The 24,464-nt window shown below is 35.9% G+C and carries 17 protein-coding genes and 2 tRNA genes; 7 read left to right on the top strand and 12 right to left on the bottom strand.

What is annotated here, in order from left to right; translation table 11 throughout:
* Nucleotides 1-38: 38 nt before the first annotated feature.
* The gene (locus ACY2LT_RS09685) at nucleotides 39-3,278 is read right to left on the bottom strand and encodes a T9SS type A sorting domain-containing protein (protein ID WP_491815416.1); all 3,240 of its coding nucleotides are present in this window, start codon (nucleotides 3,276-3,278) and stop codon (nucleotides 39-41) included.
* A 262-nt stretch (nucleotides 3,279-3,540) separates the two neighbouring features.
* Here ACY2LT_RS09685 and ACY2LT_RS09680 point away from each other — a divergent pair, with 262 nt between their 5' ends.
* Complete coding sequence (locus tag ACY2LT_RS09680; protein WP_491815415.1) at nucleotides 3,541-4,140, top strand: protein-tyrosine phosphatase family protein; 600 nt, start codon at nucleotides 3,541-3,543, stop codon at nucleotides 4,138-4,140.
* Nucleotides 4,141-4,220: 80 nt separating this feature from the next.
* Nucleotides 4,221-4,745 carry a hypothetical protein gene (locus tag ACY2LT_RS09675; RefSeq protein ID WP_491815414.1) on the top strand — a complete coding sequence of 175 codons (525 nt, stop codon included), beginning with the start codon at nucleotides 4,221-4,223 and terminating at the stop codon, nucleotides 4,743-4,745.
* Nucleotides 4,746-4,878: 133 nt separating this feature from the next.
* Here the strand turns inward: ACY2LT_RS09675 and icd are convergent, their stop codons facing one another.
* Nucleotides 4,879-6,147: an NADP-dependent isocitrate dehydrogenase gene (gene icd, locus ACY2LT_RS09670; RefSeq protein WP_491816790.1), complete on the bottom strand. Its 1,269-nt coding sequence runs from the start codon at nucleotides 6,145-6,147 to the stop codon at nucleotides 4,879-4,881.
* A gap of 197 nt (nucleotides 6,148-6,344) precedes the next feature.
* Between icd and ACY2LT_RS09665 the strand changes: the two genes are divergently transcribed.
* Nucleotides 6,345-8,060, top strand: coding sequence for a 1,4-alpha-glucan branching protein domain-containing protein (locus tag ACY2LT_RS09665; protein WP_491815412.1), 1,716 nt, complete (start codon nucleotides 6,345-6,347; stop codon nucleotides 8,058-8,060).
* 60 nt (nucleotides 8,061-8,120) lie between these two features.
* Here the strand turns inward: ACY2LT_RS09665 and ACY2LT_RS09660 are convergent.
* From ACY2LT_RS09660 to ACY2LT_RS09630, 7 genes are all read right to left on the bottom strand, one after another.
* Nucleotides 8,121-8,194 (bottom strand) — tRNA-Pro (locus ACY2LT_RS09660).
* 12 nt (nucleotides 8,195-8,206) lie between these two features.
* Nucleotides 8,207-8,281, bottom strand: a tRNA-Val gene (locus ACY2LT_RS09655).
* A 55-nt stretch (nucleotides 8,282-8,336) separates the two neighbouring features.
* Entirely contained in the window at nucleotides 8,337-10,817 is a 2,481-nt protein-coding gene (locus tag ACY2LT_RS09650) for a sensor domain-containing diguanylate cyclase (protein WP_491815411.1), read from the bottom strand.
* An 80-nt stretch (nucleotides 10,818-10,897) separates the two neighbouring features.
* Nucleotides 10,898-11,710 carry a nucleoside triphosphate pyrophosphohydrolase gene (gene mazG / locus ACY2LT_RS09645; RefSeq protein ID WP_491815410.1) on the bottom strand — a complete coding sequence of 271 codons (813 nt, stop codon included), beginning with the start codon at nucleotides 11,708-11,710 and terminating at the stop codon, nucleotides 10,898-10,900.
* A gap of 30 nt (nucleotides 11,711-11,740) precedes the next feature.
* Complete coding sequence (gene purD / locus ACY2LT_RS09640) at nucleotides 11,741-13,015, bottom strand: phosphoribosylamine--glycine ligase (protein ID WP_491815409.1); 1,275 nt, start codon at nucleotides 13,013-13,015, stop codon at nucleotides 11,741-11,743.
* 177 nt (nucleotides 13,016-13,192) lie between these two features.
* Complete coding sequence (locus ACY2LT_RS09635; RefSeq protein ID WP_491815407.1) at nucleotides 13,193-14,611, bottom strand: OmpP1/FadL family transporter; 1,419 nt, start codon at nucleotides 14,609-14,611, stop codon at nucleotides 13,193-13,195.
* 14 nt (nucleotides 14,612-14,625) lie between these two features.
* Complete coding sequence (locus ACY2LT_RS09630; protein WP_491815406.1) at nucleotides 14,626-15,666, bottom strand: hypothetical protein; 1,041 nt, start codon at nucleotides 15,664-15,666, stop codon at nucleotides 14,626-14,628.
* 147 nt (nucleotides 15,667-15,813) lie between these two features.
* On the opposite strand from ACY2LT_RS09630, the gene ACY2LT_RS09625 reads away from it, so the two are divergent.
* The 3 genes from ACY2LT_RS09625 to ACY2LT_RS09615 are packed head-to-tail and all read left to right on the top strand — an operon-like array spanning nucleotide 15,814 to nucleotide 18,494.
* Complete coding sequence (locus ACY2LT_RS09625; protein ID WP_491815405.1) at nucleotides 15,814-18,030, top strand: HD family phosphohydrolase; 2,217 nt, start codon at nucleotides 15,814-15,816, stop codon at nucleotides 18,028-18,030.
* 37 nt (nucleotides 18,031-18,067) lie between these two features.
* Nucleotides 18,068-18,241 carry a hypothetical protein gene (locus ACY2LT_RS09620; RefSeq protein ID WP_491815404.1) on the top strand — a complete coding sequence of 58 codons (174 nt, stop codon included), beginning with the start codon at nucleotides 18,068-18,070 and terminating at the stop codon, nucleotides 18,239-18,241.
* Nucleotides 18,242-18,254: 13 nt separating this feature from the next.
* Nucleotides 18,255-18,494 carry a NifU family protein gene (locus ACY2LT_RS09615; protein ID WP_491815403.1) on the top strand — a complete coding sequence of 80 codons (240 nt, stop codon included), beginning with the start codon at nucleotides 18,255-18,257 and terminating at the stop codon, nucleotides 18,492-18,494.
* A 165-nt stretch (nucleotides 18,495-18,659) separates the two neighbouring features.
* On the opposite strand, the gene mce is transcribed toward ACY2LT_RS09615, so the two are convergent.
* Both mce and ACY2LT_RS09605 read right to left on the bottom strand, forming a co-directional pair.
* Nucleotides 18,660-19,061 carry a methylmalonyl-CoA epimerase gene (gene mce / locus ACY2LT_RS09610; protein ID WP_491815402.1) on the bottom strand — a complete coding sequence of 134 codons (402 nt, stop codon included), beginning with the start codon at nucleotides 19,059-19,061 and terminating at the stop codon, nucleotides 18,660-18,662.
* A 74-nt stretch (nucleotides 19,062-19,135) separates the two neighbouring features.
* Entirely contained in the window at nucleotides 19,136-19,426 is a 291-nt protein-coding gene (locus ACY2LT_RS09605) for a M15 family metallopeptidase (protein WP_491815400.1), read from the bottom strand.
* Between the two features lie 377 nt (nucleotides 19,427-19,803).
* Here ACY2LT_RS09605 and uvrB point away from each other — a divergent pair, with 377 nt between their 5' ends.
* The gene (gene uvrB / locus ACY2LT_RS09600; RefSeq protein ID WP_491815398.1) at nucleotides 19,804-21,843 is read left to right on the top strand and encodes an excinuclease ABC subunit UvrB; all 2,040 of its coding nucleotides are present in this window, start codon (nucleotides 19,804-19,806) and stop codon (nucleotides 21,841-21,843) included.
* 171 nt (nucleotides 21,844-22,014) lie between these two features.
* Here the strand turns inward: uvrB and ACY2LT_RS09595 are convergent, their stop codons facing one another.
* On the bottom strand, nucleotides 22,015-24,354 hold the full coding sequence (locus ACY2LT_RS09595; RefSeq protein ID WP_491815397.1) for an ion transporter: 2,340 nt from the start codon (nucleotides 24,352-24,354) through the stop codon (nucleotides 22,015-22,017).
* Nucleotides 24,355-24,464 lie beyond the last annotated feature (110 nt).

Raw genomic sequence — 24,464 nt, 5'->3', positions numbered from 1 at the left:
TAGGTGGCTGCTCGAAATTTATTGAAATCCAATCTATTTTATTGCTTGATAATTCTTTCAACTGCGACGGATTTAGGGGTGGTAATTTTAATGAAATAAGTACCAGATGGTTGAGAAGTTAAATCAATTGTCTGAAGAATACCGTTGTTTGTGGAATTAGTGTTTATTTTCATAATTTCTTGTCCAGCAATATTTGAAATAGTGATTTGAGCAGAAACATCATTATTCAAATTTGCTTTAAGGGTAAAAATACCACGAGTAGGATTAGGTGATAAAATAATCTGGGGTTCAAAAGCCCATTCATTATCAACACTTGTAATGAGATTGTATTCGTCGCTCATTGTGTAGCAATCGCCACTTTCCGCAACTTCAACAGCATATTTACCGGGAACAAGCGGACGGTATTTACGCTCGGTTGCACCTTCGATAAGTTTTTTATTCAAATACCAGCGATATTTATTAGCAGGTGAAGCCACGAGAAATTCGTTTTCCTCTGTTATAGTAGGTTTTGGTGGAATTGGGTGGAATGAAACTTCAACAAATTCAGAGACAACCTTGCAACCATCACCAGTTTCAGCAGTGCAATAGTAAGTGCCGGCTTCGTTAACTGTAATTCTTCGTCCTTCAACTCCATTATTCCATTTATAATTATTAAAACCAATCCGAGCAGTTAAAGTAACGCTATCACCAATACAGAGTGCAGGTGATTTGGATTTGTTGATAGTCAGTTCAGGTGTTGGGAAAACAGTAACTGTAATAATATCAGATTTAGCATTGCATTCACCACCATAAGAATGAACAAAAGAATAGTTGCCATCAGTTTTAACAACAATTGATTTAGTAGTTTCGCCAGTATTCCAAACAACAAAGCCATCCTGAACATCGGCTACCAAAATAACGCTATCGCCTTGACAGAAAGAAGTATTACCGATAACACTTATGTTTGGTTTAGGTAAATTGCAGTCCAAAAGTTGTGTTTTCCAAAGTCCACGTCCCCAGGTGCCAGCATAAATTTCTTTAGTAGTTTTATTAATTTTTAAATCATTAATAATAACATTCGGAAGATTTGCACCGAAAAGTTCCCAAACATTTGAGCCATAATCAGAATAGAATACCCCGACATCAGTACCAACGTAAATTCTATCAGGTGAATTAGGTTGGTAAGCGATACAGTTTGCAGGAACGTTTGGCAAGTTGCCAGATAAATTAGTATGCTTATTCCCATCGAAAACCCAGACTTTATTGCCGCGTTGGAATCCAGATTTAGTATAATACACTACATTTGGGTCGAGAGGGCTTACTTCCATATCTGAAATAGCTAAATCGGAAGTAAAGTATTGGGACCAAGAAATGCCATTATCAGTGGTTCTCCATACAGTAGTGTAAGTAGAGGCATATACATAATTAGAATTAGTTGGCGAAACCGCTATATTTTGTAGAGGAACGTTAGTTCCGAAATTTGAAATCTTGACAAATGAACCAGCCGAACCATAAGCAAGAGAACGCCAGACATTATAGTAACCTACATAGACAACATTAGGTTTTTGTGGATCGAGAGCTAATGGAGAAACCCAAGCACCAGATTCACCATTAGTCTGATATTGATTAATCATATTGGTAAATGAGGCACCGCCGTCAGTAGAACGACGAAAATCACCATTATAGAGTGAACCGTATATTCTACGAGCATCATTTGGGTCTATTGCACAATCCATTCCATCGCCAGCGAGAACGTGCAACCAATTGTTTTCTTTTAATAGGCTTGATCCATTATCTTGAGAGCCACCAATAAACAGATTAGGGTCTGCCTCGCTTATGCCAATACGGTAAAATTGGGTAATGGACATACCATCGCTAATAAAAGTCCAGGAATTGCCACCATTAGTAGTAAAATCAATACCACCATCGTGTCCGGCGTAAAGTCTGCCATCTGGCGCAAAAATAAGATCGTGAATATCGGCGTGAACTTGTGGAGCACCATCACCATACCAATGAGCAACGATTTGCCAAGTTGAACCCATACTTTGAGATTTCCAGATATTAACTCCACCGACGTAAATTTCACTTGGATTCGTTGGAGAAACAGCAAGAGCTAAATCGTATTGTCCTTGTCCTTTATTCATATCTTTGCCATTGCTGTTCCAACCAAGAAGATTAAGCCCATCACCTTTTTGATAGAGAGTTGTCCAGTTTTCACCGGCATCTTCGGAAGCAATCAAAGAAAGAAATTGCATAGTATTTCTTTCAGAGCTTAAAGCATATACCATATTCGGGTCGGCAGGAGTAACTTCAATAGCGGTACGAATAGCATTTGGGATGTTTTGCACTTTACGCCAAGTTTCGCCCATATCAGTAGATTTATAAATATCAGTTCCTGAGGAAGAATATGTAAATGTAGAGGCATAAAGAACGTTAGGATTATTGGGTTGTTGCTCTAAATCAATAAAGAAACCGCTTTGTTTGTTGAACCAGGTTTTACCGCCATCGGTAGTTTTGAGTATGCCGGAGTTACTTGTTGCAACAACAATATTTTCGTCAGTTGGGGAAACAAACATTTTGCCGAAAAGTTTTCTATCTTCAAGTGCATAAGCAGCATTGGTGATTTCCCAAGTCTGTCCATCATTGGTAGATTTAATAATGCCAACACCATAATAATTCTGAGCGGCTGATGAACCGTCCATATCGCCGGTAGCAACATAGATAACGTTTGGATTACTGCGAGCAATTTGAATATCGGAAACGCCCAAGGACATTATTTCAGTTTTTGGATAGTTGAACCAAGTTTTGCCTTTGTCAGTTGAACGCCAAACACCACCAGTAGCAGCACCAGCCCAAATATCATTTGGACGCGAAGAATGGAATCTTACAACATTAACTCTTCCTAAGCCCTGATCTCTAACGCTGGAATTAAGACTACCGGGGCGAAGAATTGGACCAATGAGTTGCCAAGTGCGGCTTTGAGTGGAATTAAGTTTTTTGAAACCTTCCTGATAGCGCTGCCATTCTTTGAAAAGTTCAATTGCCTGAGGAAATTCACCTGTTGGATATACACGAGGAGCCCAGAAATATTCCCAACGTTTAAACTGTTTCCAACCTTTGCGTTGATCTTCGGGCATATTGTTGTAAAAGTTGTTTTTAGCACTTTGAATTTTATAAAAATTCTCTTGTTTGGTAGGATTTTCGTACAAACTATTGTAAATTTGAGCAAAAGATATGCAAGGCGCGAAAATAGCAAAAAGCGCCGCAATCAAAAATACTTTTGAAATTGAATTTTTCATTTTGGACCACTCTATTTTATGAAAAATAAATATCATAATTAGTTTACAAAATTAACAAAAAATTAGTAATTTATCATCTCAATAATTAAACAACTTATACTATTAATTAGTTACAGATTCAGAGATTATTTTTATGAAATTTATTTTAACAGCAATCTTATATTTAATAATTCATTTTTCAATATTCTCAAATTGCAGAGCTGAATTTTTTTCTTTAGATGAACAGATAAAATATTATAAAAATCGGTATAAAGTTCAATGTGTGGAAGAGAAGATTACAGACAACAATGGCAATGGATTCGATAGTCTCTATGGAACAAGAAATATGAGAACGATATTGTACGGGATAGCTTATCGGGGCGGTGCAAATAATTTTTATCATAAGTTTAACAAAAGGGAAAATCAAAATCCTTTGCCAAGCGATGGATTGGAAAATTTATGTAAGGAAGGATTTTCCGGGGCTGTATATCTTTATGCAAAAAACTTTGCGTCATCTGCTAAAGAAGTAACAGTTGGGAATAACAAATTAGAATACAGACAGATAAGTGGAAATAATTCAGAAGAAATGAAGCAAATAATAGAGATGGTGTATGAAGTAATAACTCAAAGACGGAAGGGACCTATTTATTTTCACTGCTGGAATGGATGGCATCAGTCTGGGTATGTTGCAGCAGCAATATTGAAGCAATTTTGTGGATATTCAGATGAACAAGCTTTGGACTACTGGGTGAGAAATACCGATGGTGCATCAAGAGGGTATGAGCAATTAAAAAAGCGGATCGTTGAATTCAAGCCATTTTCAGAATACGAAATCTCTAAAGTACTGCAACCTGTTATTTGTCCTTGCTCAAAAGAGAAATAATATTTCAACTTAACGATAAATTTTATTTTTTGTATTAATTATTTTCTTATTTTAGCAGTATCATTTTATCAGGAGTTATTATGAAAAAAGCATTACTATCTTTGCTATTTGTTGTTTTTTCAACATCTTCGATTTTTGCTCAGTTCGACAAGGCGATATCTGCTGACCCGATTGACTTGCTTGTAAGCAAGGTTTTCAATTTTACATACGAACAAAAGATGTCGCCAACAAATTCATTTACTGTGTTTGGATCGTATTATAACTACAGCGAATACTGGAGTGCTTATGGTATTGGTGCTTCATACAGATGGTATTTAAAAGATGTCATTCAAGATGACAGAACTCCAATTTCTGGTTTATCAGTAGGACCGATGGCTCGGGTTAGTTTCTGGGATTATACAGGTCCAAATCCATTAAATTTGGATTATGGCGGGACTATGGTTGTAGTAGGCGGTGAAGTAGCCTATAAATTTAACGATCTATTTGGGAAAGGCAGCAACTTCTTTGTGGAACCAATAGTTCGTCTTGGATTTATCGTTAGCGATATTGACTATTTAGGTTATGATGCATTAGGATTTGGCGTAAACATCGGGTATGGCTGGTAACGTATAGATATTTAACAATGTTTTCAATTTAGGCTGATTTAGAAAAAAAATCAGCCTTTTTTATCAGAAATATCAAAATCTGTAATCAAACAAGAGGTTACAAAATGTAACCTCTTGTGCAAGAAATTTCGACTTACATATTTTCGATAATGGCTGAACCGAATTCTGAACATTTCAGAAGCGTGGCACCATCCATTAGCCTATGGAAATCATAAGTAACGCGTTTTTGGGCAATTGTTTGCTCAATGCCTTTAACAATATGATCGGCAGCTTCATTCCAGCCGATATGTTGGAACATCATAACACCGGAAAGAATAACAGAGCCGGGATTAACTTTATCCTGGTCTGCATAACGAGGAGCTGTGCCGTGAGTAGCTTCGAAGACAGCGTGCCCTGTTTCATAATTAATATTTGCTCCGGGTGCAATACCGATGCCACCAACTATAGCTGCAAGAGCATCAGAAATATAGTCTCCATTTAAATTCATTGTTGCGATAACAGAATATTCAGCAGGTCGGGTGAGAATTTGCTGCAGGAATGCATCAGCAATAAAATCTTTAATTAATAATTTGCCTTTTGAAAGTTCTTCTGCCTGAATTCTATCGGCTTCGTCGGCACCTTTTTCCGCTTTGATATGTTCGTATTGCCGCCAGGTAAATACTTTAGAACCAAATTCTTGTTCGGCAACGTCGTATCCCCACTCTTTGAACATTCCTTCGGTAAATTTCATAATATTACCTTTATGAACAAGAGTAACTGACGGACGATTATTATTAAGAGCATATTCAATAGCTGCTCGGACAAGACGTTTTGTGCCTTCCACTGAAATTGGTTTTATGCCAATGGATGAAGTTTCAGGGAAGCGAATTTTATGGACGCCCATTTCTTCCTGAAGGAATTTAATAAGCTTTTTCACTTCGTCGGTGCCGGCAAGCCATTCAATACCAGCATAAATATCTTCGGAATTTTCACGGAATATCACCATATCGCAAAGCTGCGGGTTTTTCACAGGTGAGGGAACGCCTTCGAACCATCGAACTGGTCGCAAGCAAACATACAAATCAAGCAACTGACGCAAAGCAACATTGAGCGAACGAATACCTCCTCCAACGGGAGTAGTAAGAGGTCCTTTGATAGCAATAATATGTTCTTTAATGACATCAAGAGTTTCCTGGGGAAGCCATTCTCCAGTTAAGTTGTAAGCCTTCTCGCCTGCATAGACTTCACGCCAGACAATTTTCCTTTTGCCCGAATATGCTTTCTCCACTGCTGCATCGAACACTCTTTGAGATGCGCGCCAGATGTCTCTGCCAGTGCCATCACCTTCGATAAATGGAATAATTGGATAGTCGGGAACGTTTAATTTCCCGTTTTCAACAGTAATTTTTTCGCCATTCATAATACACCAAGAAAAAGTAAATAATAGTTAATAAAGGAAGTAAAATTAGTTACGAATTAAAAACATTTATAGTGTGAAAAGAAATGAAACATCATTAATAATATTTCATCTATTAAACAACGCTAAATATATAATGTTTTGAAAAATGGAAATAAAATGATAATTTGAAGCAATGGTACTTCAAAGCTTAAAGGTATTCTATGCAATCAGGTAGTTTTGTGCTTATACTTCATACGCATTTGCCGTGGGTGTTGCATCACGGAAGCTGGCCTCACGGAGTTGATTGGCTTTCCGAAGCAGTCGCAGAATGTTACATCCCATTGTTAAATGTGTTTAATGATTTGTTAAATGAAAATATATATCCCAAAGTAACAATCGATATTTCACCTGTATTGTGTGAGCAGTTAGAGCATAAAGATTTTGAAAAGATATTCGAGGACTACTGTCTTGAAAAAATCAAAGCAGCGAGAAAAGACGCCGAAGACTTTAAGAAGTGGGGTTGGGATGCCCATAGTATATATCTTGCCAACTGGTGGGCTCAATGGTATGAAGCACGGCTTGATGATTACAAAAATAAATATGGTAAGACTGTAATTGGAGCATTAAAAAAGCTGCAAGACGAAGGTGCCATCGAGATAATGACCTGCGGTGCCACACACGGATATTTACCTTTGCTTGGTTTCGACAGAAGTATAAATTTACAAATAGAGGCGGCAGTAAATAACTATAAAAAGCATTTTGGGCGTGAACCGAGAGGAATTTGGTTACCGGAATGTGCATATCGTCCATCGTATGAATGGAAATCATATGTACCGGTCGCACCATTTAATCAACGACACTTACGTCCTGGAATAGAACAGTTTTTGAGCAGACATAACATCAAATATTTTGTTATTGACCAGAAATTGATTGAAAACTCATATCCAATCGGAAAATTTCAAGCTAATCCAGAACATTTTGTTCCCATACATTCACCGGCGTTTATTCCTGAGCCGTGGAACTTTGATAAATCACCTCTTCGGTTATATGAAGTCAGTTCGAGTGAAAAAGTAGAATATGGAACAGCCGTTTGCTTTACTCGTCATCGCGATATTGCAATGCAGGTGTGGAGTGGAGAAGTGGGATATCCGGGAGAGCCCGACTATCTTGATTTTCATAAACGCCATCTTGGTTCAATGCTTCGTTATTGGAGAGTAACAGATGTAAAGGCTGATATGCAGTACAAAGCTCAATATCATCCTGATTGGATATGGAAAAAACTTGACCTGCAAGCCAATCATTTTATCCATAATATGGAAAATACAACGAACTATTATTATAACAAGACCGGAAAATTTGCAACGCTTTGCGTTCCATTCGATACGGAATTATTTGGACACTGGTGGTTCGAGGGTCCTGAATTTATTCGGTATGTATTACGCGGGTTAAATCATTCTCCATGGTTGAAGCCGGCAACAGCAAGCGAACAACTGTTTAAAATCCAGCCTAAAGAAGTTATTGGATTGCCGGAAGGTTCGTGGGGTGTGAACAACAATCATGATGTATGGAGCAACTCGGAAAATGTGTGGACCTGGCAGAATATTTACGACAACGAACTACGGCTAAAGAATATCTTTGATAAATATCCAGTTTCAAACTACTCCCCTCTTCAAAAGAGAATCGGGTTGCAAGCATTAAGAGAGCTAATGCTGCTTCATTCATCTGACTGGCAATTTTTAATTTATACGAAATCAGCAAAAGATTATGCAGAGAGCCGATTTTTCTTTCATAATTCTGATTTCAACCGTTTATGTGATATGTTGGAACGTGCTTGTGAATATGGTGAACTATCATCAGAAGAAATAAACTATCTTGAAGAAGTGGAAAAGCGTAACAGTATTTTCCCGGAATTGCAGCTTGAATGGTGGAATTGGTGAAATTAAGAAAATAATTCATTACACGAAGACCGAAGCAAGTTAGCTTCGGTCTTTTGTTTGTCGGTGTGACTGGATTCGAACCAGCGACCCCTACGTCCCGAACGTAGTGCGCTACCGGACTGCGCTACACACCGAAAAAAAAAGAGTGGGCTCTACGGGATTCGAACCAGCGACCTCTTCCGTGTCAAGGAAGCGCTCTAGACCAACTGAGCTAAGAGCCCAACTCGTTTACAAAAATAATACTTTTTGAAAAAATCTGCAAACATTTTATTAATGTTAATGATAAACCTGAACACAGTTAGTTTTGCTTGCTGCAATATTAAGCACGCGGTTGCAATTATCAAGCAGTGAGTCGATATCGTCTGCTGGAGAAATCTGGGCAATTCCGATGCTTAGAGTAACTGTAAAGCGACGTCCATCAATTTCCAGAACAGAGATAGCAGCTTTGTTTCGAATATTTTCAGCCCAGAATTTGGCTTTATCAACACTTTGCCCTATCAGAATTGCACCAATAATATTTGTATCGAGCCTACCAATTACATCATATTCGTGAACTGAATTATTCAAGATGGAAACAATATGACGGAAAATATGTTCGAATTTACCATTTTCCTCTTCGCTGCTATATGCGGCATATTTATCAATGGCAATCAAACAAAAACTGACAGTAGATTTAAAATCATGAACGCGGGATACTTCTTCTTCTAACCTACGGAAGAAAGCGTAATTATTCATTAGTCCGGTGTGAGGGTCAATAATTGCACTCTTATGGAAGAGTTGAATTAATTTAAATCTATCAATAGAATGAGCGGCTTCGCGAGCGAGCAGTTCCAACAATTCAATATCGTAATTATCCATTTCATTCATCGGACCATCAAAAAAGATTGCCCCATAAACACCGGATTCGGATTTAATAGGAATAGAAATAAAAAATGAGGTCTCAAAAGGATATTCGTTCACAAACACACGAGACATTTTTGATTGGACTGGTGCCTCAACAATTGTCTGATATTTTAGAATAGATTGTCCGAGTAAAGTTTTAAATAAATCGACCGGTTCATTTCGGAATCTGACAGGGAATTCATATTTAGTGAAATAATCGTAAATATAATATCCATCACGTTTTTCGTCGTACAGGCAAATACCAAAGGAATAATTCTCGTATAAATTAGTGATAGCTTCGAAAAGAGCCCGAGAGATTGTTTCTTCGGTTGCATCAGTTTGTGAAGAAATTTCGGCGAATTTTTGAACAGCTCGTAAAGTTTTATCTGAACGAATTAAATCATATTTTTCGGTATAACTTTTGACTAATCCACTAATCAATTTTGAGAATTGCCCTAAAAACGTTATAGTAGCAGCGTCGTATGCATCATTTTCGTTTGTATCACAAGTTAGAATTCCAATTACCTGATTTTCGTAAAAAACCGGAATACCTACGAAGGAAGAAGTACCGGACGGTTCGCTGTAATATGGGATTAAATCAAGTTCTGCAGAAGGGTTGATTTCTGTTAGTATTTCGGGTTTGGCATTGAAAGCAATTTGGCTAATAATATCGTTAGCCATCGGAATTTTAGTATCATCAATTATTTTTGAAGGCACGTTTGTAACATACGACTCGAGAATAAGATAATTCTTTTCAAAATTAATAAAAGTGAACGCAGTAGTTCTGGATTTAATAACAAGAGGAATAACATACAAAATTCGAGAAAGCAGTGCGTCGAATTCTTTTCTTGGTTCATCAATTTCAATCAAATCATCATCAAAGAGATTTTGAGGAAGTTCAATTTGTTTTTTCTTAAAGTCAGTAATAGTTGGCTCTTCAACGGTTTCGGCAATAGTTCTCTCTGATGGCAATTCGGGCTCTTCATTCACAACTTGATTTTGATGAGAAATAACTGGCTCTGGGATTACGGATATATTATCAAGTTGTTCAACATCAGATGAAATAATTTCGTGAGGTTGAGCAAATTCCTGGGGTTCATTATTTTCATGCGATTGAGATGATTCCTGATTGATAGTTAATTGCTCACTTCGAGTTTCAATTAAATTAATTTCTTCAACTTGCTGAGATTCTTCAATAACGTCAATTTTTTCTTCCAATTGAGCATTGTTAAAATCTTCGGCTAACTCAGCAGAGTGATCTTGAAGTACTATTTCAGGTTCAGCATTTTGAGAAATAGCCACAGAAGATGGAATATGTGATTCTTCTCTATCTTTTATAGGTTCGTAATGGATAGAATTATTATCAACTAAAACATCGACACTGTCGGATTTTTCGATAGGATGTTCAGTATGCTCTATTTGAAGGTCTTCAATTTTTTCTTCACTTTTTGCAGGAGGAACAAAATCGTTTTTTGGTTGTGGAATTTCAGATTTTGAAACGCTTCGGGAAGTTTTGCTAACAATACGGAAGCCTTCGTCGGCACCCATTGTTGGTTCGGAAGAAATCTTGTCAATATCAATGGAAGGATTAAAGTTTTCGACTGTCTGACGTTTTGCGGAAGCGTCTTTAATAACAGTCATTTTAATATTTTGAGTTTCGGGAATATTAAATTTGTTTGATTCAACAATTTCGGAAAGTCTTTGTGAAATCATAATAATTAACGCTAAGGCGCCAAGTACAGCAGAGCTGATGCCAATGAGCTTAATAGCAAGTCCTTCAAGAAAAATGGCAATGAGAATGCCACAAATAATAATTAAAATAGCTAATATATCACCTGGTTGCAGAACATCTTGAATTCGTATTTTTTTAGCCATGTGTTAGAATAATTAAATTAACAAAAAGTAATATTTAAAAATAAATAATTTATATTTCTAATAAAAGCAAAAAGTTATAATTATTTTATTCCTTTTGATTTTGCTTCGTTCCAGAGAGCATCCATTTCATCGAGGGTCATTTCGTCAAGTTTTTTTCCAATTATGCGTGCTTGTTCCTCGACGTAACGGAAACGGTTAATAAATTTTGAATTAGTTTGTTGCAAAGCAGATTCAGGAACAATTTTTTCGAAGCGAGCGGCATTGACAAGAGCAAATAGCAGGTCGCCAAATTCTTCAGAAGCTTTATCTTTGTTTCCAACTGCAAGTTCGTGTTTTAATTCTGCGAATTCTTCATCAACTTTTTTCCAGACGTCTTGCTTATTATCCCAATCGAACCCCACACGTGAAGCTTTTTGTTGAATACGTTCAGCACGAAGCAAAGCCGGAAGCGAAAGCGGAACACCATCGAGTGTATTTTTTCGACCTTCTGTTTTTTTTAGTTTTTCCCAATTTTCGAGCACCTCTTCTTCTCCATTGACCTGAACATTTCCAAAAACGTGGGGATGGCGAAGCACCATTTTTTCGGAAATTCGGTTAATTACGTCGATAAGATTGAATGCACCACGTTCTTCAGCCATAATTGCGTGCATAACAATATGAAGGAGCAAATCACCGAGTTCTTTCGAAAATTCTTCATCGTTTTTCTTTTGAACTGCATCGAGAGCTTCGTAGGCTTCTTCAATAATCAAATGAGAAATTGATTCGTTAGTTTGCTCGCGATCCCACGGACAATGCTGACGCAAAAGCTTAACGATTTCGACAAAAGCAACGAAAACGTCTGCAGCATCGTTGGGATTCTTTGGCTTTGGTCTTTCTATGTTTGAACTATTCATTATATAATATTTATTGTGAATAAATAAATTTTAATTGCTATTTTTTATTCCTTTGGCGGCAATGTCGCTTCTGTAATACATATTCTGGAAATAAATTTTCCTAACAGCTCTATATGCGTTCTCCTGAGATTCTTTCAAAGTTGCACCAAGAGAGGTAACACCGAGTACGCGCCCACCGTTGGTGAAAATTTTGCCGTCTATTTCTTTAGTTCCAGCGTGATATACTATTACGTTATCAGAAATGTTGTCTAATCCAGTTATTTCGAAACCTGTTTCATATTTGTCGGGATAGCCTTTTGAAGCAAGCACAACACAAGTTGCAAATCCCTGGTTAATGTTTTTAATTGCGGAAACATTCAAATTTCCTTTTGCGGCTGACAACAGCAGTTCGGCAAAATCACCCTCGAAAACGCTTAAAACTGCTTGTGTTTCTGGATCACCAAAACGACAATTATATTCAACAACTTTAGGATTGCCATTATTTATCATTAATCCTACATAGAGGCATCCTATATACGGAAGCCCTTCATCAACCATTCCCTGCAATGTTGGTTCAATAATCTGAGAATTAACTTTATCGAGAACTTTTGGAGTTACTATCGGAGCAGGACAATAAGCCCCCATACCTCCTGTATTTTTTCCTTTGTCGCCATCAAGAATGCGTTTATGGTCCTGAGCAGGAGCAAGAGTAACAAAATTGTTTCCGTCGGTAATTGCGAAAATAGATGCTTCTTCGCCTTGCATAAATTCTTCTACAACAATTTTTTCGCCTGCCGAGCCGAAACTGCCACTAAACATTTCTTCGATTGCCTGAATAGCTTCGTCGGAAGTAGTGGCAACAACAACTCCTTTGCCGGCGGCAAGCCCATCGGCTTTAATAACAACAGGAAATTCACCTTTGCGAATATAGTCTAAAGCATCTTGTTTTTGTGATTTATCAAAAGCACAGAACCGAGCAGTAGGGATGCCGTATTTCTGCATAAATTGTTTGGCAAAAAGTTTAGAAGTTTCGAGCTGGGCTGCCGAACGGGAAGGAGCAAAAACATTAATCCCAGCAGAACGAAGATAGTCTGAAAGTCCGTCAGCAATAGGTTGCTCGGGACCGATAACAACTAAATCTATTGAATTATTGGTGCAGAAATCAGAAACATCCTGATGATTTTTTATATTTAGAGGAACTATCTGAGCAATTTTAGCGATACCTGGATTGCCGGGCAAGGCAAACAGATGAACATTTTTTGATTTAATTAATGTTGATGCTATTGCGTGTTCGCGCCCGCCACTACCAATTAATAATATTTTCATAATAATAATTGAAAAATATACAAAATAAAAAGGCAAATTACTCAAAAATAGATAAAGGAACAAATTCAACTAATAATCCATTCTCATTACAGATATAAGAACAATTATAAAAACAAACGTTGTAAAAAAATAAAAAAGGAGCGATAATGCTCCTTTTAGAATTGAGTGAAGAAAATTTTAGTATCTATAAGAAACACCAAGTAAAATATTCAGCGGTTTTTGTTTTAAGATATAGTTTGATAGAGTAAGCGTGTTTTCTTCATTACCGTATGCCGTTCGTTGCTCGGAAAAGTCGGTCCAGCGAAGAACGCCATCAATACGAACACCTTTGGATAGATAGAGGCTTCCGCCAAGTGAAAAGGTAGATTTTGCAGCATTTGGAATGTCCAGTTGGTACGGAGAAGTAGTTTTTGCGTAGCTTGCTCTTGCTTCGAGCGGAAGAGCAGGGAACTTATATTCAGCACCAAAGCCCCAAGTAGTTTGACCGACAAGGTGGCGTATTATCATACGGTTTAACACATCAAACTGTTCGGCAACTTCTGCTGAGGCATCTGAAAACTTCATTTGAGTAACGTCCTGATACTCAACTCCTGCAGAAAAAGTAAGTCCCAAAAGATGAAAAGAAAGACCCGCACTATATACAAAAGGAGTTCTAATGTTGTAGGAATTTTTTCCTTGTTGGGTGGTATCGAATCTATCGACAATACCTTGTGGATTTTTGTCGAAAATCACATCGTGCGAAACAGTGAATTTTTCATCGACCTGATACCAAGTTGGTAATTTTATAGAGAAGGAAATTCTCATAAAATCTTCGATTTTACCTAATAAGCCAAATTGAGCAGTAATTCCAGAAACATTTTGCTGGATTTTTTCTTTAACAATTAGTTTATCGAAATCATCAATTTGCCATTTATTATAGATATTTAGTTCATCCCATTCGATAAACTCTCTTGAATATTCGAAAGTGCCCCATTTGCCGGTAATAGAAAAGCCAAGGGAGACATTTTCGCCGACATCCAGCCCCACGCCACCGGTAATATTGTGGGTTCCGCCTGTTTCGTCAACAAAAGAGGTTTGCCGTAGAGAATCTTTGATATTGGTATTGCCGTTAATATCAGCAAGAAGTAAATCATATGTCCAACGTTTTTTAGCCTGGGATTGCTGAAAAATATAGCTCGACTGGGTATTAAAAACATTGTAGTCGTAACTATTTTTGAAATCATTATCTTTGAAATACCCAACAGCAACCGTTGTAATACCATTATCGCCACTGATTGGAGAAGCTAAAGCCAAGTGGCTTAGATATTCATTATTTACATTAAAATTGCTCTTTTTGTTAAAAATACTGACTTCATTACCGATATGAGAAAAGCCAAAACCTACGGAAAACTCGTTTTTGGGAATCAGAGCCAATCCAGCAGGATTAGATATAAGCGCGTTTATATCATCGGAAATACCGATATAAGAGACGTTAAGTCCCGCTGCACGAGAAGTAATAAAATGTTGCGTGTTAGCATAACGTAAGGCATCTTCAATAAACTGTGCTTTGGCAAAAGAGATTGAAAGAAGGAAGAATATAACTATCGTTTTTTTCATAACAACACCTTGATTTATCTTGATCGCTTGTTTGCAGGTTCTTGTTTATTATTATTTTGTGCTGGTTTTGAATCATTATTTGAACTACGTGAAGGTGGATCGCTCTGGCGAGGTTGCTCGTTTCTTGTTGGAGTGAAACGATCGCGTGATGGTGCGCTATTGGGTCTATCGGGAACTGGTTCAGAAATTGTTCTGCGAGTTGGAGGTGCGGGTGGCTCTCCCTTTTGAGAATTTTCGTATTTAGTGTCGGAGTTAGGATTATCGCTTTGTATTATTTCTCTATCGTAAATATTATCCCTTGAACGTTCATTCCGCGGAGTATTGAAAGCATCAGGAGTAGGACGAGCAGAAGAACGCACATTTTTATCTTTGGGTTCATTCTGAAAAATTGTATTTGAACCTGTTTGGGTAGAAGGAACGCTTTCGGTGCTGCTACGTCGATTTGCGGGCTGATTGCTTTCGTTAGTGGCACCTACATTCGAATAGGTTCCTCTGCTTGGACCGAAGTCTCTGTAAGAATCTTTCCGCGGTTTATTGGTAGTATGCTTATGTTCAGGGTACCAACCGGGATAGTGGTGGTAATAATAGGGATTGTAGTAAGGATGAGGATAATAAACCGGGTAAGGATAGTAAATAACAGAGTAATTATATGGGTAGTATCTCGATGCATAGTACCAATCATTGTAATAATCATAGCCATAAGACAAATAGAAGCTACTGTAAAATGGTGCATACACTAAGTTATAGCGAGGAGGAGCCCACCAGGGATAATATCCACTATAAGTCAGAGGATGATAGAAATAGTAATTCTCAACAACGGTTGTTCTTTCGTTTTGGGGATTCTGGCTAACGTAATTTGAATAATCATTTGTTTTGGTCGGATTATCAACACTGGAGCTGTTATTAGCACTGCTAACAGTGGTTGAATTATCTGAAATGGAAGGTTTATTGTTGTAACCATAATAATTATCTGTTTCTTTCATAGTAGAACAAGAAGTAAGAAGAACAGTCAGGATGTATATCGAAAAAAGCGATATGTAAAGTTTTGTTTTCATTTTCTTGCTCCTTTATAAAATCTATCTTATATTTTCTTTTACGATATTGTATCAAATTTGTTTCATTAAGTTTTAATAATTAAAAATATATATCGTTTTCTTATATTGAATTGTTAAATTTGTATAAATAAAAAATAATTTAATAAAATGAAGCAGAATAATCAGGAAACCTTATTTCAGAAAATAACGGCTCGAGACACAGTCAGGGACGAACTATCGAAAGCCCGCTTTTCATTAAAATTTAAGATATTGATTATTTTAGCAACGGTTGCAATATGTAGTATATTTTTCCTTTATCAAATAGATCCTTCGTTTGATGTGCAAAACAAATATAATTTAGTTCCCGGCTATTACTGGCGCGGAAGCACTTTGGTGGCAGACTATCCTTTTCCAATATATAAATCAGCTACTGCTTATCAAAATGAAGTTCGGCAGGCACGAGAAAACACTAATTTTGTATTTATACTTGACAAAAATGCTGAGGCAATTTCGATAAAAAAAATCAATTCGATATTAGATAGCTTGAAGCTTTTGAATACTGATAAGTTTGACGAAAAAAGTTTAGAGCAGGTAGTATCCTTAAAAGTAATTCAATCGCTTAAAAATTTGCCTAAAAACGAGAGAAATGCAAAAATATCGAGGATGAAGGAACTTATAAATCAATTTTTAGTCGAAGTATATAATAATGGAATTGTTAATATAAATGTTGATAAAATAAAATTAGACGCGATAAATGTAAGGGTTTCAGCGAATCGGGAAACGATCTACCCTAAAAGTTCTTTGCTGGATAAAGGGTCGTTATTGACGAAGCTCAGGCAATTTGCAGAATTACGGTTTGAAAATGAAGAAAATTTAGTAATTAGTATAGTTTATCGACACGTGCAACCCAATTTATTATATTCTGAGGAACTTACCGAACGGCAGCGTCAAATAAATGAAAAATCAATACCAAAAACAATAGGTATAGTCAGAAAAAATGAAGTAATAATAAGTAAAGGTGAACGCCTAACAGATGACAATATCCAAAAGATCAAATCTTATAACGTATCGAAGGTGATGAGGGATGAGGAAGTAACAACTACATATAATATTATCGGAAGTATAGGACACGCGGCAATTATTTATGCTATATTACTACTTTACTTGTTTTTTATCAGAAAGAAAATCTTTAATGATAATTTATATTTACTAATTTTGAATATTTTACTGGTAATTGTGTCTGCTGCAGCCTGGCTCACGGTGAATATATATAGCGAAAGTCCGATAGAATATCTATTATTTTTGCCGACATTGTCTATGCTAATAGCAATTTTGTTCGATTCGCGGACAGCGTTTTATGCAACTGTTACTATGGCTTTGATGATATCGGGTATTCGAGGTAACGACTATTCAACAGGGACTGCAATGCTATTTGCGGGAATACTTGCAGCATATACAGTGCGTGATATTCAGAGCCGCACACAGATTTTTCGTTCAATCTTTTATATATTTATTGGTTTGGGTTTAGTCATCATTTTTTTAGGATTCGAACGCTCGGATGATTTAAATAGTATATTTTCAAAATTGCTGTTTGCTGGAATAAACTCTGTTGTAGCACCAATATTAACATTTGGGTGTATATATATTGTAGAAAGCCTGACTGATTTAGTTACAGACCTTAAAATCAAGGAATTTGATGATTTAAATCATCCATTGCTATTAAAAATGAACGAGGTTGCACCGGGAACTTATCAGCATACAGTTGGCGTAGCATTTTTTGCTGAAAGATGCGCTCAAGCAATCGGTGCAAATCAGCTTCTTACAAAAGTTGGAGCATATTTTCACGATATTGGTAAAATATCAAAATCGGAGTATTTCACTGAAAATCAAATTGAAATTGGCAACAAGCTGGATATGTTGCCACCGAAGCGAAGTGCAATTGCTATCAGAGAACACGTTAGCGATGGAGTAGAATTGGCTAAACAATACAAAATTCCCTCAAAAATTATTGATTTTATTCCTATGCACCACGGGACAACTATTATTAAGCACTTTTATGCAAAAGCGTTAGAGGAGGCAAGTGAAAAGGGCTCGGAGGTCAATCAAGATGATTTTCGTTATCCCGGACCGAAGCCAAATTCGAGGGAAACGGCAATATTAATGATTTGTGATGCAGCTGAGGCTATTTCAAGAGTAAAAGATTACGATAAAGATGATATAATGAAAAAGATAAATCAATCAATTGATGAAAAAATATTAGATGGTCAATTTGATAATTCTAATCTTACTTTCGAAGATGTTAAGATAATAAAAGATACTATTAATAAAATTATCGTTGCAAAATCTCATCAGAGAGTTGTTTATAAAGAAATACCCCAAAAATAATTTATTTTCAATTTGTTTAATTAATTTGGAGTTTATTATGGAAAAAGAAGAAATGCTCACCGCCAAAAAAGTAGCCGAGAAACTTGGAGTTACTGAGGCAAAAGTAAAGAAAATAATTAAAGAGCAAAACATCGAACCAGACGCAAAACGTGGTGCTTGTAATTATTATGCACCAACGACAGTAGAAAAAATAAAAACTTTAATTGATTAATTTATGGTGATTTATGACAGACTTAGAATTGTTTGATGCTGTAGACAGCATTATAAATAAAGATATTCGCCCATTTATTGAAGCTGATGGCGGCAAAATTAATTTAAAAAAAGTCGAAGACGGGGTGGTTTTCGTTGAATTAGCCGGCGCTTGTGCTGGTTGTCCCGGTGCAGTAATGACATTGAAAGGTGGAGTTGAGCGAATTTTGCAAATGAAAATATCAGAAGTAAAAGAAGTTCGCTTAGCAATGTAAAATAATTAATTGAATTTTTTTTTACAAGCAAATCGGAGCAAAAAGATTGCTCCGATTTTTGTTATCAGTTTATCAGAAATATAATATTTGCAACAATGCTTAGAGTTTCAAAAAATAAAAAAGCTACCTCTGAAGGTAGCCCGGAAATTTTATAAAATTAAGGTTTTATTTATGCTGGCAAATTTCTGTAAGAACTCCGTTAGTTGATTTTGGGTGCAAGAAAGCTATAAGCATATCGTGAGCACCTGGGCGTGGTTCTTCGTTAATAAGCTGAATTCCCGTTTCTTTAAGTCGAGCAAGGTCAGAACTGATATTATCAGTGTTGAAAGCAATATGATGAATTCCTTCACCTTTTTTTTCAATAAATTTAGCGATAGGAGAATCATCTCTTGTTGGTTGAGTAAGTTCGATTAAGACATCACCAACTTTGAAGGAGGCAATTGAGACGCCTTGCTCTTCAACAACTTCACGATGAACATCAGCAAATTGGAAGATTTTTTTGAAAAGCTCTATACTTGCTTCCAAATCTTTTACAGCAATACCGATATGATTAATTGACGTAAGCATTATATTTTCCATAAAAAATTAACAAACAGGTTCAAAATTAAAGAAATTCGGGTAATAAACCAAATTCGAGAAAATTAATTAGATAAAATTTTATCAAAATGGTGGTAATCTTTGAATGAGTTGAATTCTCCTCCCCATCGCCAACCTAATTCTTTGAATTTTTGGACAATAGGGCAAGCAGAAGTAAAAGTGCCTACGTTCTTCGGGTTATATTTTGCTCCTTTTGGAGAAATCCGACCGTCGTTATATACAACCGGATTGTTGAAAGGATTTATATCAACAGCCAGACCATAAGAATGCAGAGAGAGGCGATTTGTCCCTGCAATTTTTCTGTAATTAAAAGAGGAAGTGTTATTGTTTGCCATGGAAGCAGAATCTGACCAATTGTATTTCACAATTGGAATAGATTTAGCTACAGGAAAACGCTCATTTCGGATTAGTTCAAAAACATCAGTAATGTCTTTTTGGACAGACTTATGAACAACTAATTGTCCTCTATGAAGTTTATTATCGATAGAATAATAAACAACGTTAAGCAGGACAAGACTATCAATAATTTCCTTTGGAGCAGTTGTTCCCTTAACAGCATCTTCAAATGTCAGGTCGCTATCAATAATTAGATTGGTAAATGATATTTGAAGAAGAACGAGAAAGAATAATGATAATTATGAAACACAATTCATAACAAACAATCGTCTCTTATATGTTTATGATACGTTAAATTAATTAATGATAGTGATTTATGAAAGGAAAATTTGAATTACGCTCACAATATAAGCCTGCCGGCGACCAACCAAAAGCAATAAAAGAACTTGTCGAAGGACTGAAGCGAGGCGACAAACATCAAACATTACTTGGGGTAACTGGAAGCGGAAAGACATTTACGATAAGCAATGTGATTGAGCAGGTGCAACGTCCAACTTTGGTAATTTCGCCAAACAAAACTTTAGCAGCACAGCTTTACAGTGAATTCAAAGCTTTTTTCCCTGAAAATGCTGTCGAGTATTTCATTTCATATTATGATTATTATCAACCAGAAGCATATATTCCCCGGACTGATACTTATATCGAAAAGGATTTTTCGATTAATGATGAAATTGACAGATTGAGACTGAAAGCAACAAGTGCATTAATAGAAGAACGTCGGGATGTGATAATTGTAGCAAGTGTAAGTTGTATATATAGCATTGGGAAGAAAGAAGATTTTATGGAACTTATTCTACCGCTGAATGTTGGGATGAACATTTCTCGCAAGCAACTTATATATAAACTTGCAGATTTGCATTATTCCCGCAATGATGTTGATTTTCAGCGAGGTAGTTTTCGTGTCCGAGGCGATATTATTGATGTAATACCTGCATACGAGAACAAAATTGGTGTAAGGATTGAACTATTTGGTGATGAAATTGAAAGTATAAGCTACATCGATGCTTTTACGGGCAAAACATTGTCAAAGCTTGATTATATTGTCATATATCCATCGAAACTGTTTGTAACGTCGGAGAACAAGTTAATTCAAGCAATGAACAGAATCAAAGACGAGCTTCACGAAAGATTGAAAGAATTGCGTGCAGAAGGCAAACTTGTAGAAGCACAAAGATTGGAGCAAAGGACATTGTTCGATTTGGAAATGATGCGAGAGGTAGGATATTGCTCAGGAATAGAGAATTATTCGATGCATCTCTCGGGAAGAGATTTTGGGGAACGTCCACACTGCATTTTTGATTATTTTCCGGAAGATTATTTGCTTGTAATAGATGAGAGCCATATCACAATACCGCAAATACGAGGAATGTATAATGGCGACAGAGCAAGGAAGACAACACTTGTCGAGCACGGGTTTCGTTTACCTTCTGCACTCGAAAACAGACCTCTGAAATTTGATGAATTTGAAAGCCTGATTAACCAGGTGATATTTGTAAGTGCCACTCCGGGCGATTACGAGCTGGGAAAATGTGGAGGAGTAGTTGTTGAACAAGTTATTCGACCAACAGGATTGCTTGATCCGCAAATAGTTGTGCGTTCGACCAAAAATCAAATAGACGATTTGACAGGAGAAATAAGAAAACGTGTTGAGAATGGGAACAGAGTGTTAGTAACAACACTTACAAAAAGAATGGCAGAGGATTTAGCTGAATTTTTACATAACATTGATATAAAAGTTGATTATATTCATTCTGATATTGACGCATTAAACAGGGTTGATATAATTCGCCGCCTGAGATTAGGAGAAACTGATGTGTTGATTGGGGTGAATTTGCTACGTGAAGGATTGGATTTGCCGGAAGTATCGCTTGTTGCAGTGTTAGACGCTGACAAAGAAGGTTTTTTGCGAAGCGAGCGTTCACTTTTGCAGGTGGCCGGGCGAACAGCGCGTAATGTTGATGGATTGGTAATACTATATGCAGATAAAATTACAAACTCGATGCAAAAAGTGATTGACGAAACAAATCGTCGTCGGAAATTACAAGAAGAATACAACAAAAAGCATAATATTGTTCCGAAAACAGTGTATAAGAGCAAGGATGAAATACTGTCCTCAACTTCAGTGGCTGATATTTCACAAGCACGTAACAAACAGAAGCAGGACACTATGCTAAAATCGCAGCTAAAAGTAATTGATCCATTATTAGAAATGCTAAATCATAACAACAAAGCAAAGATTATCTCTCAATTAACTGAACAAATGAAAATAGCTGCAAGCGAGTTGAATTTTGAACTTGCTGCCCGCTTACGCGACGAAATCGAACTATTGAAGAAAGAAGAAGCAGAGGCGAAATAAGGGAAATAAGGTAATATCCATTTCCTGATAACAGGCATAAACTAATAAAATTACCTGATAGCACAATAAATGCAGAAGTTGGTGATTATTTATTATTCATAGTGAACGAATCAGCTCAAAATAAGCTTAAAGAAATATTTAAAATTAGTCAGGGTATTTAATATAATGCTATCAAGCTTCTTCAGCAAGGACAATTAGTTTATCTTTATCACTTAAAATAAAGGTATCAGATTTTTTGGGGTTCAGATAATAACAAACACCATTAGAATTATCAAGAGTTTTAATAATTCCGACACAGGTTTCGTTTTTTTGTAATGAAGCTTCGACAATAGTTGCAAAGGTCAGCTTATGTTCAGCAACAACATAATCACAAGCATCACGTAAATATAATTCAGAACCTTCACTAGTAAATAAAATATCGAACACTCTATCTAAATGCATATCCTCTGATAATTGAGCTATAACCGGTGATATAATATTAGAACTTACGATAAAATCTGTAATATGATTATTATTAGAAATTTTTCTATTATCATCATCCAAAAATTCAGTAATAATTGAGAAATCAAAATTATCATAATCCTCTATTCTTTTGAGCAATAACAGGTTCACAAGTGTTTTGGTGTCAATTTCATCAATATTTTCGTAGGTTTCAGTATCGGCAAGCAAAAGAACATTTTTTATTCCTTTGAGATTGTCAGAAATAAAGCCGCTATCAATAGAATGCTTCACTATTGTTTCAATTTTGCAGCAATTAATAATTATTGAGTTATTATCAACGCTAAATGTTTCTTTATTTTCTGATCTTTCTTTAATTTCATCAACTAAAATATTAAACTCTTCTTCACATCCTAATACTAACTTGATTATACAATTTGTTTTGATATATTCAATAAAATAGCACAAAATTTTTGGAAGTTTTGGATTGTAGCCTATAATAAGAATATTATGATTTGACTCTTTTTTCTCTTTTATAGAAATTTTTTCAAAATCAATATTTGGATGATAATTTAGGTTATACTTAATTGAAGACCTATCCTGTGCAAGAATGATTAATTTATCGTTTTTGTTAAATGCATATTCTGGGAGAGGATTTAACACACATTCACTTTCATTAATATAACCAACTAAGCAAGAAGCTTCGTATTTGTAGATTAAATCTTTGTATGGCATACCAACTTGATTTTCTTCAATATCTACAACATATAATTCACTTCCCTGGAAACCTAATATTTCGTACAGGACCCCGCTTATATATGGATTCATAGCAGCATTGGCAATCAATCTTGAAATAAAATCCTCGGAATCTAAAATAATTAATCTTCCATTTATATCGACTTGTTTAGCAATATCAATGACTTTATTGTCTTTCATCTCAGCAACAACATGGAAGCTGTGCTTATCAACATCATAATGGTTGAATAAAGAAATAATAGCTTTCAAAATTTTATAATCAAAATCAGGATCTTCGAAATTATGTAAAATAATAATTGATTTTGCTTTCCAGGCATTAACCATACGCAGATCGTCGATTTTGCAAAAATCACCTGTTCTGGTAATTACTTTAGTAGTAGAAAAACCTTCAAAATGTTCACTTATTTCGTAATCCATATCTAACTTGTCTTTGTCAGCAAGGATAACGATTTCGGCTTTTTCCTTTTCATCATTAGCCACTCGCAACTCGTCGATAATTCTGAACACTTTATTGCTCCATCCAAGAATAAGTGTATGACCGGAGGAGTATAACGGGGATTTGCCACGCTTTTCATCCTCACGAACAGATTCCATATCGGATGTAATAATACCAATAAATAAGTTTAAGAATATTAAAGCAGCAACTAATTGAAATGAAATAAAAAATAATGCAAATAACCATTCCGGGAATCCATTGTTTAACAAGGCGGTAATTCCTTCGCTATCGTATAATCCGGACCAACCTTCGAAAGAAATAAATAACAATGTTTTCATTGAACGCCATAAGGTACCGAATTCATCTGTTGCGTGCTGTCCGAATAGATAAGTTGCCGAAACACCATAAACATAAAATAGTAATAACAATAGAATCACAACATAAAACATCGAGGGAATAACTCTAAAGAGAGTTCGCAGAATTAGTTTCAAATTTTTTATCTTTTCAAAAACTCTTGCTAATCTTAAAATTCGAGCTAATCGAAAAACAACAATAAATTCAGTGCTAGAATCTGGCATAATAATAGGAATTAAGCTAATAACTATTATAGAGAAGTCGAAGATATGCCAAGGATCCCGAAAATATCTAAGTGGACGCCTACCGTGTTCGAGCATGTAAACAAACATTTCAACGATAAAAATACCGACAATTATGTAATCAATTGTTTGGAAAAAATGTCGATATTTTTCGCTTATTTCGTGATTTGTTTGCACACCAGCTAATATGCCAGCAAAAATTATTACAAAGATTATAAAATTCTGGAAATAATTACCTGTTGACAATATTTTCTTTACTGACATTTGAAGGTCATCGATTATCATAGTTATTTCGAAATTGTGAAAAAGAAATCTGATTAATAAATTAATTTTTTTTAGAATAACTTGCAAGCATAATATTATCTAAAAGTAGATTTAATACTCAATAGTTTCAC

Source organism: Eximiradius proteiniborus, assembly GCF_058546985.1.
The sequence above is the reverse complement of the archived record's forward strand: the minus strand, read 5'-3'. Positions and strand labels throughout refer to the sequence as shown.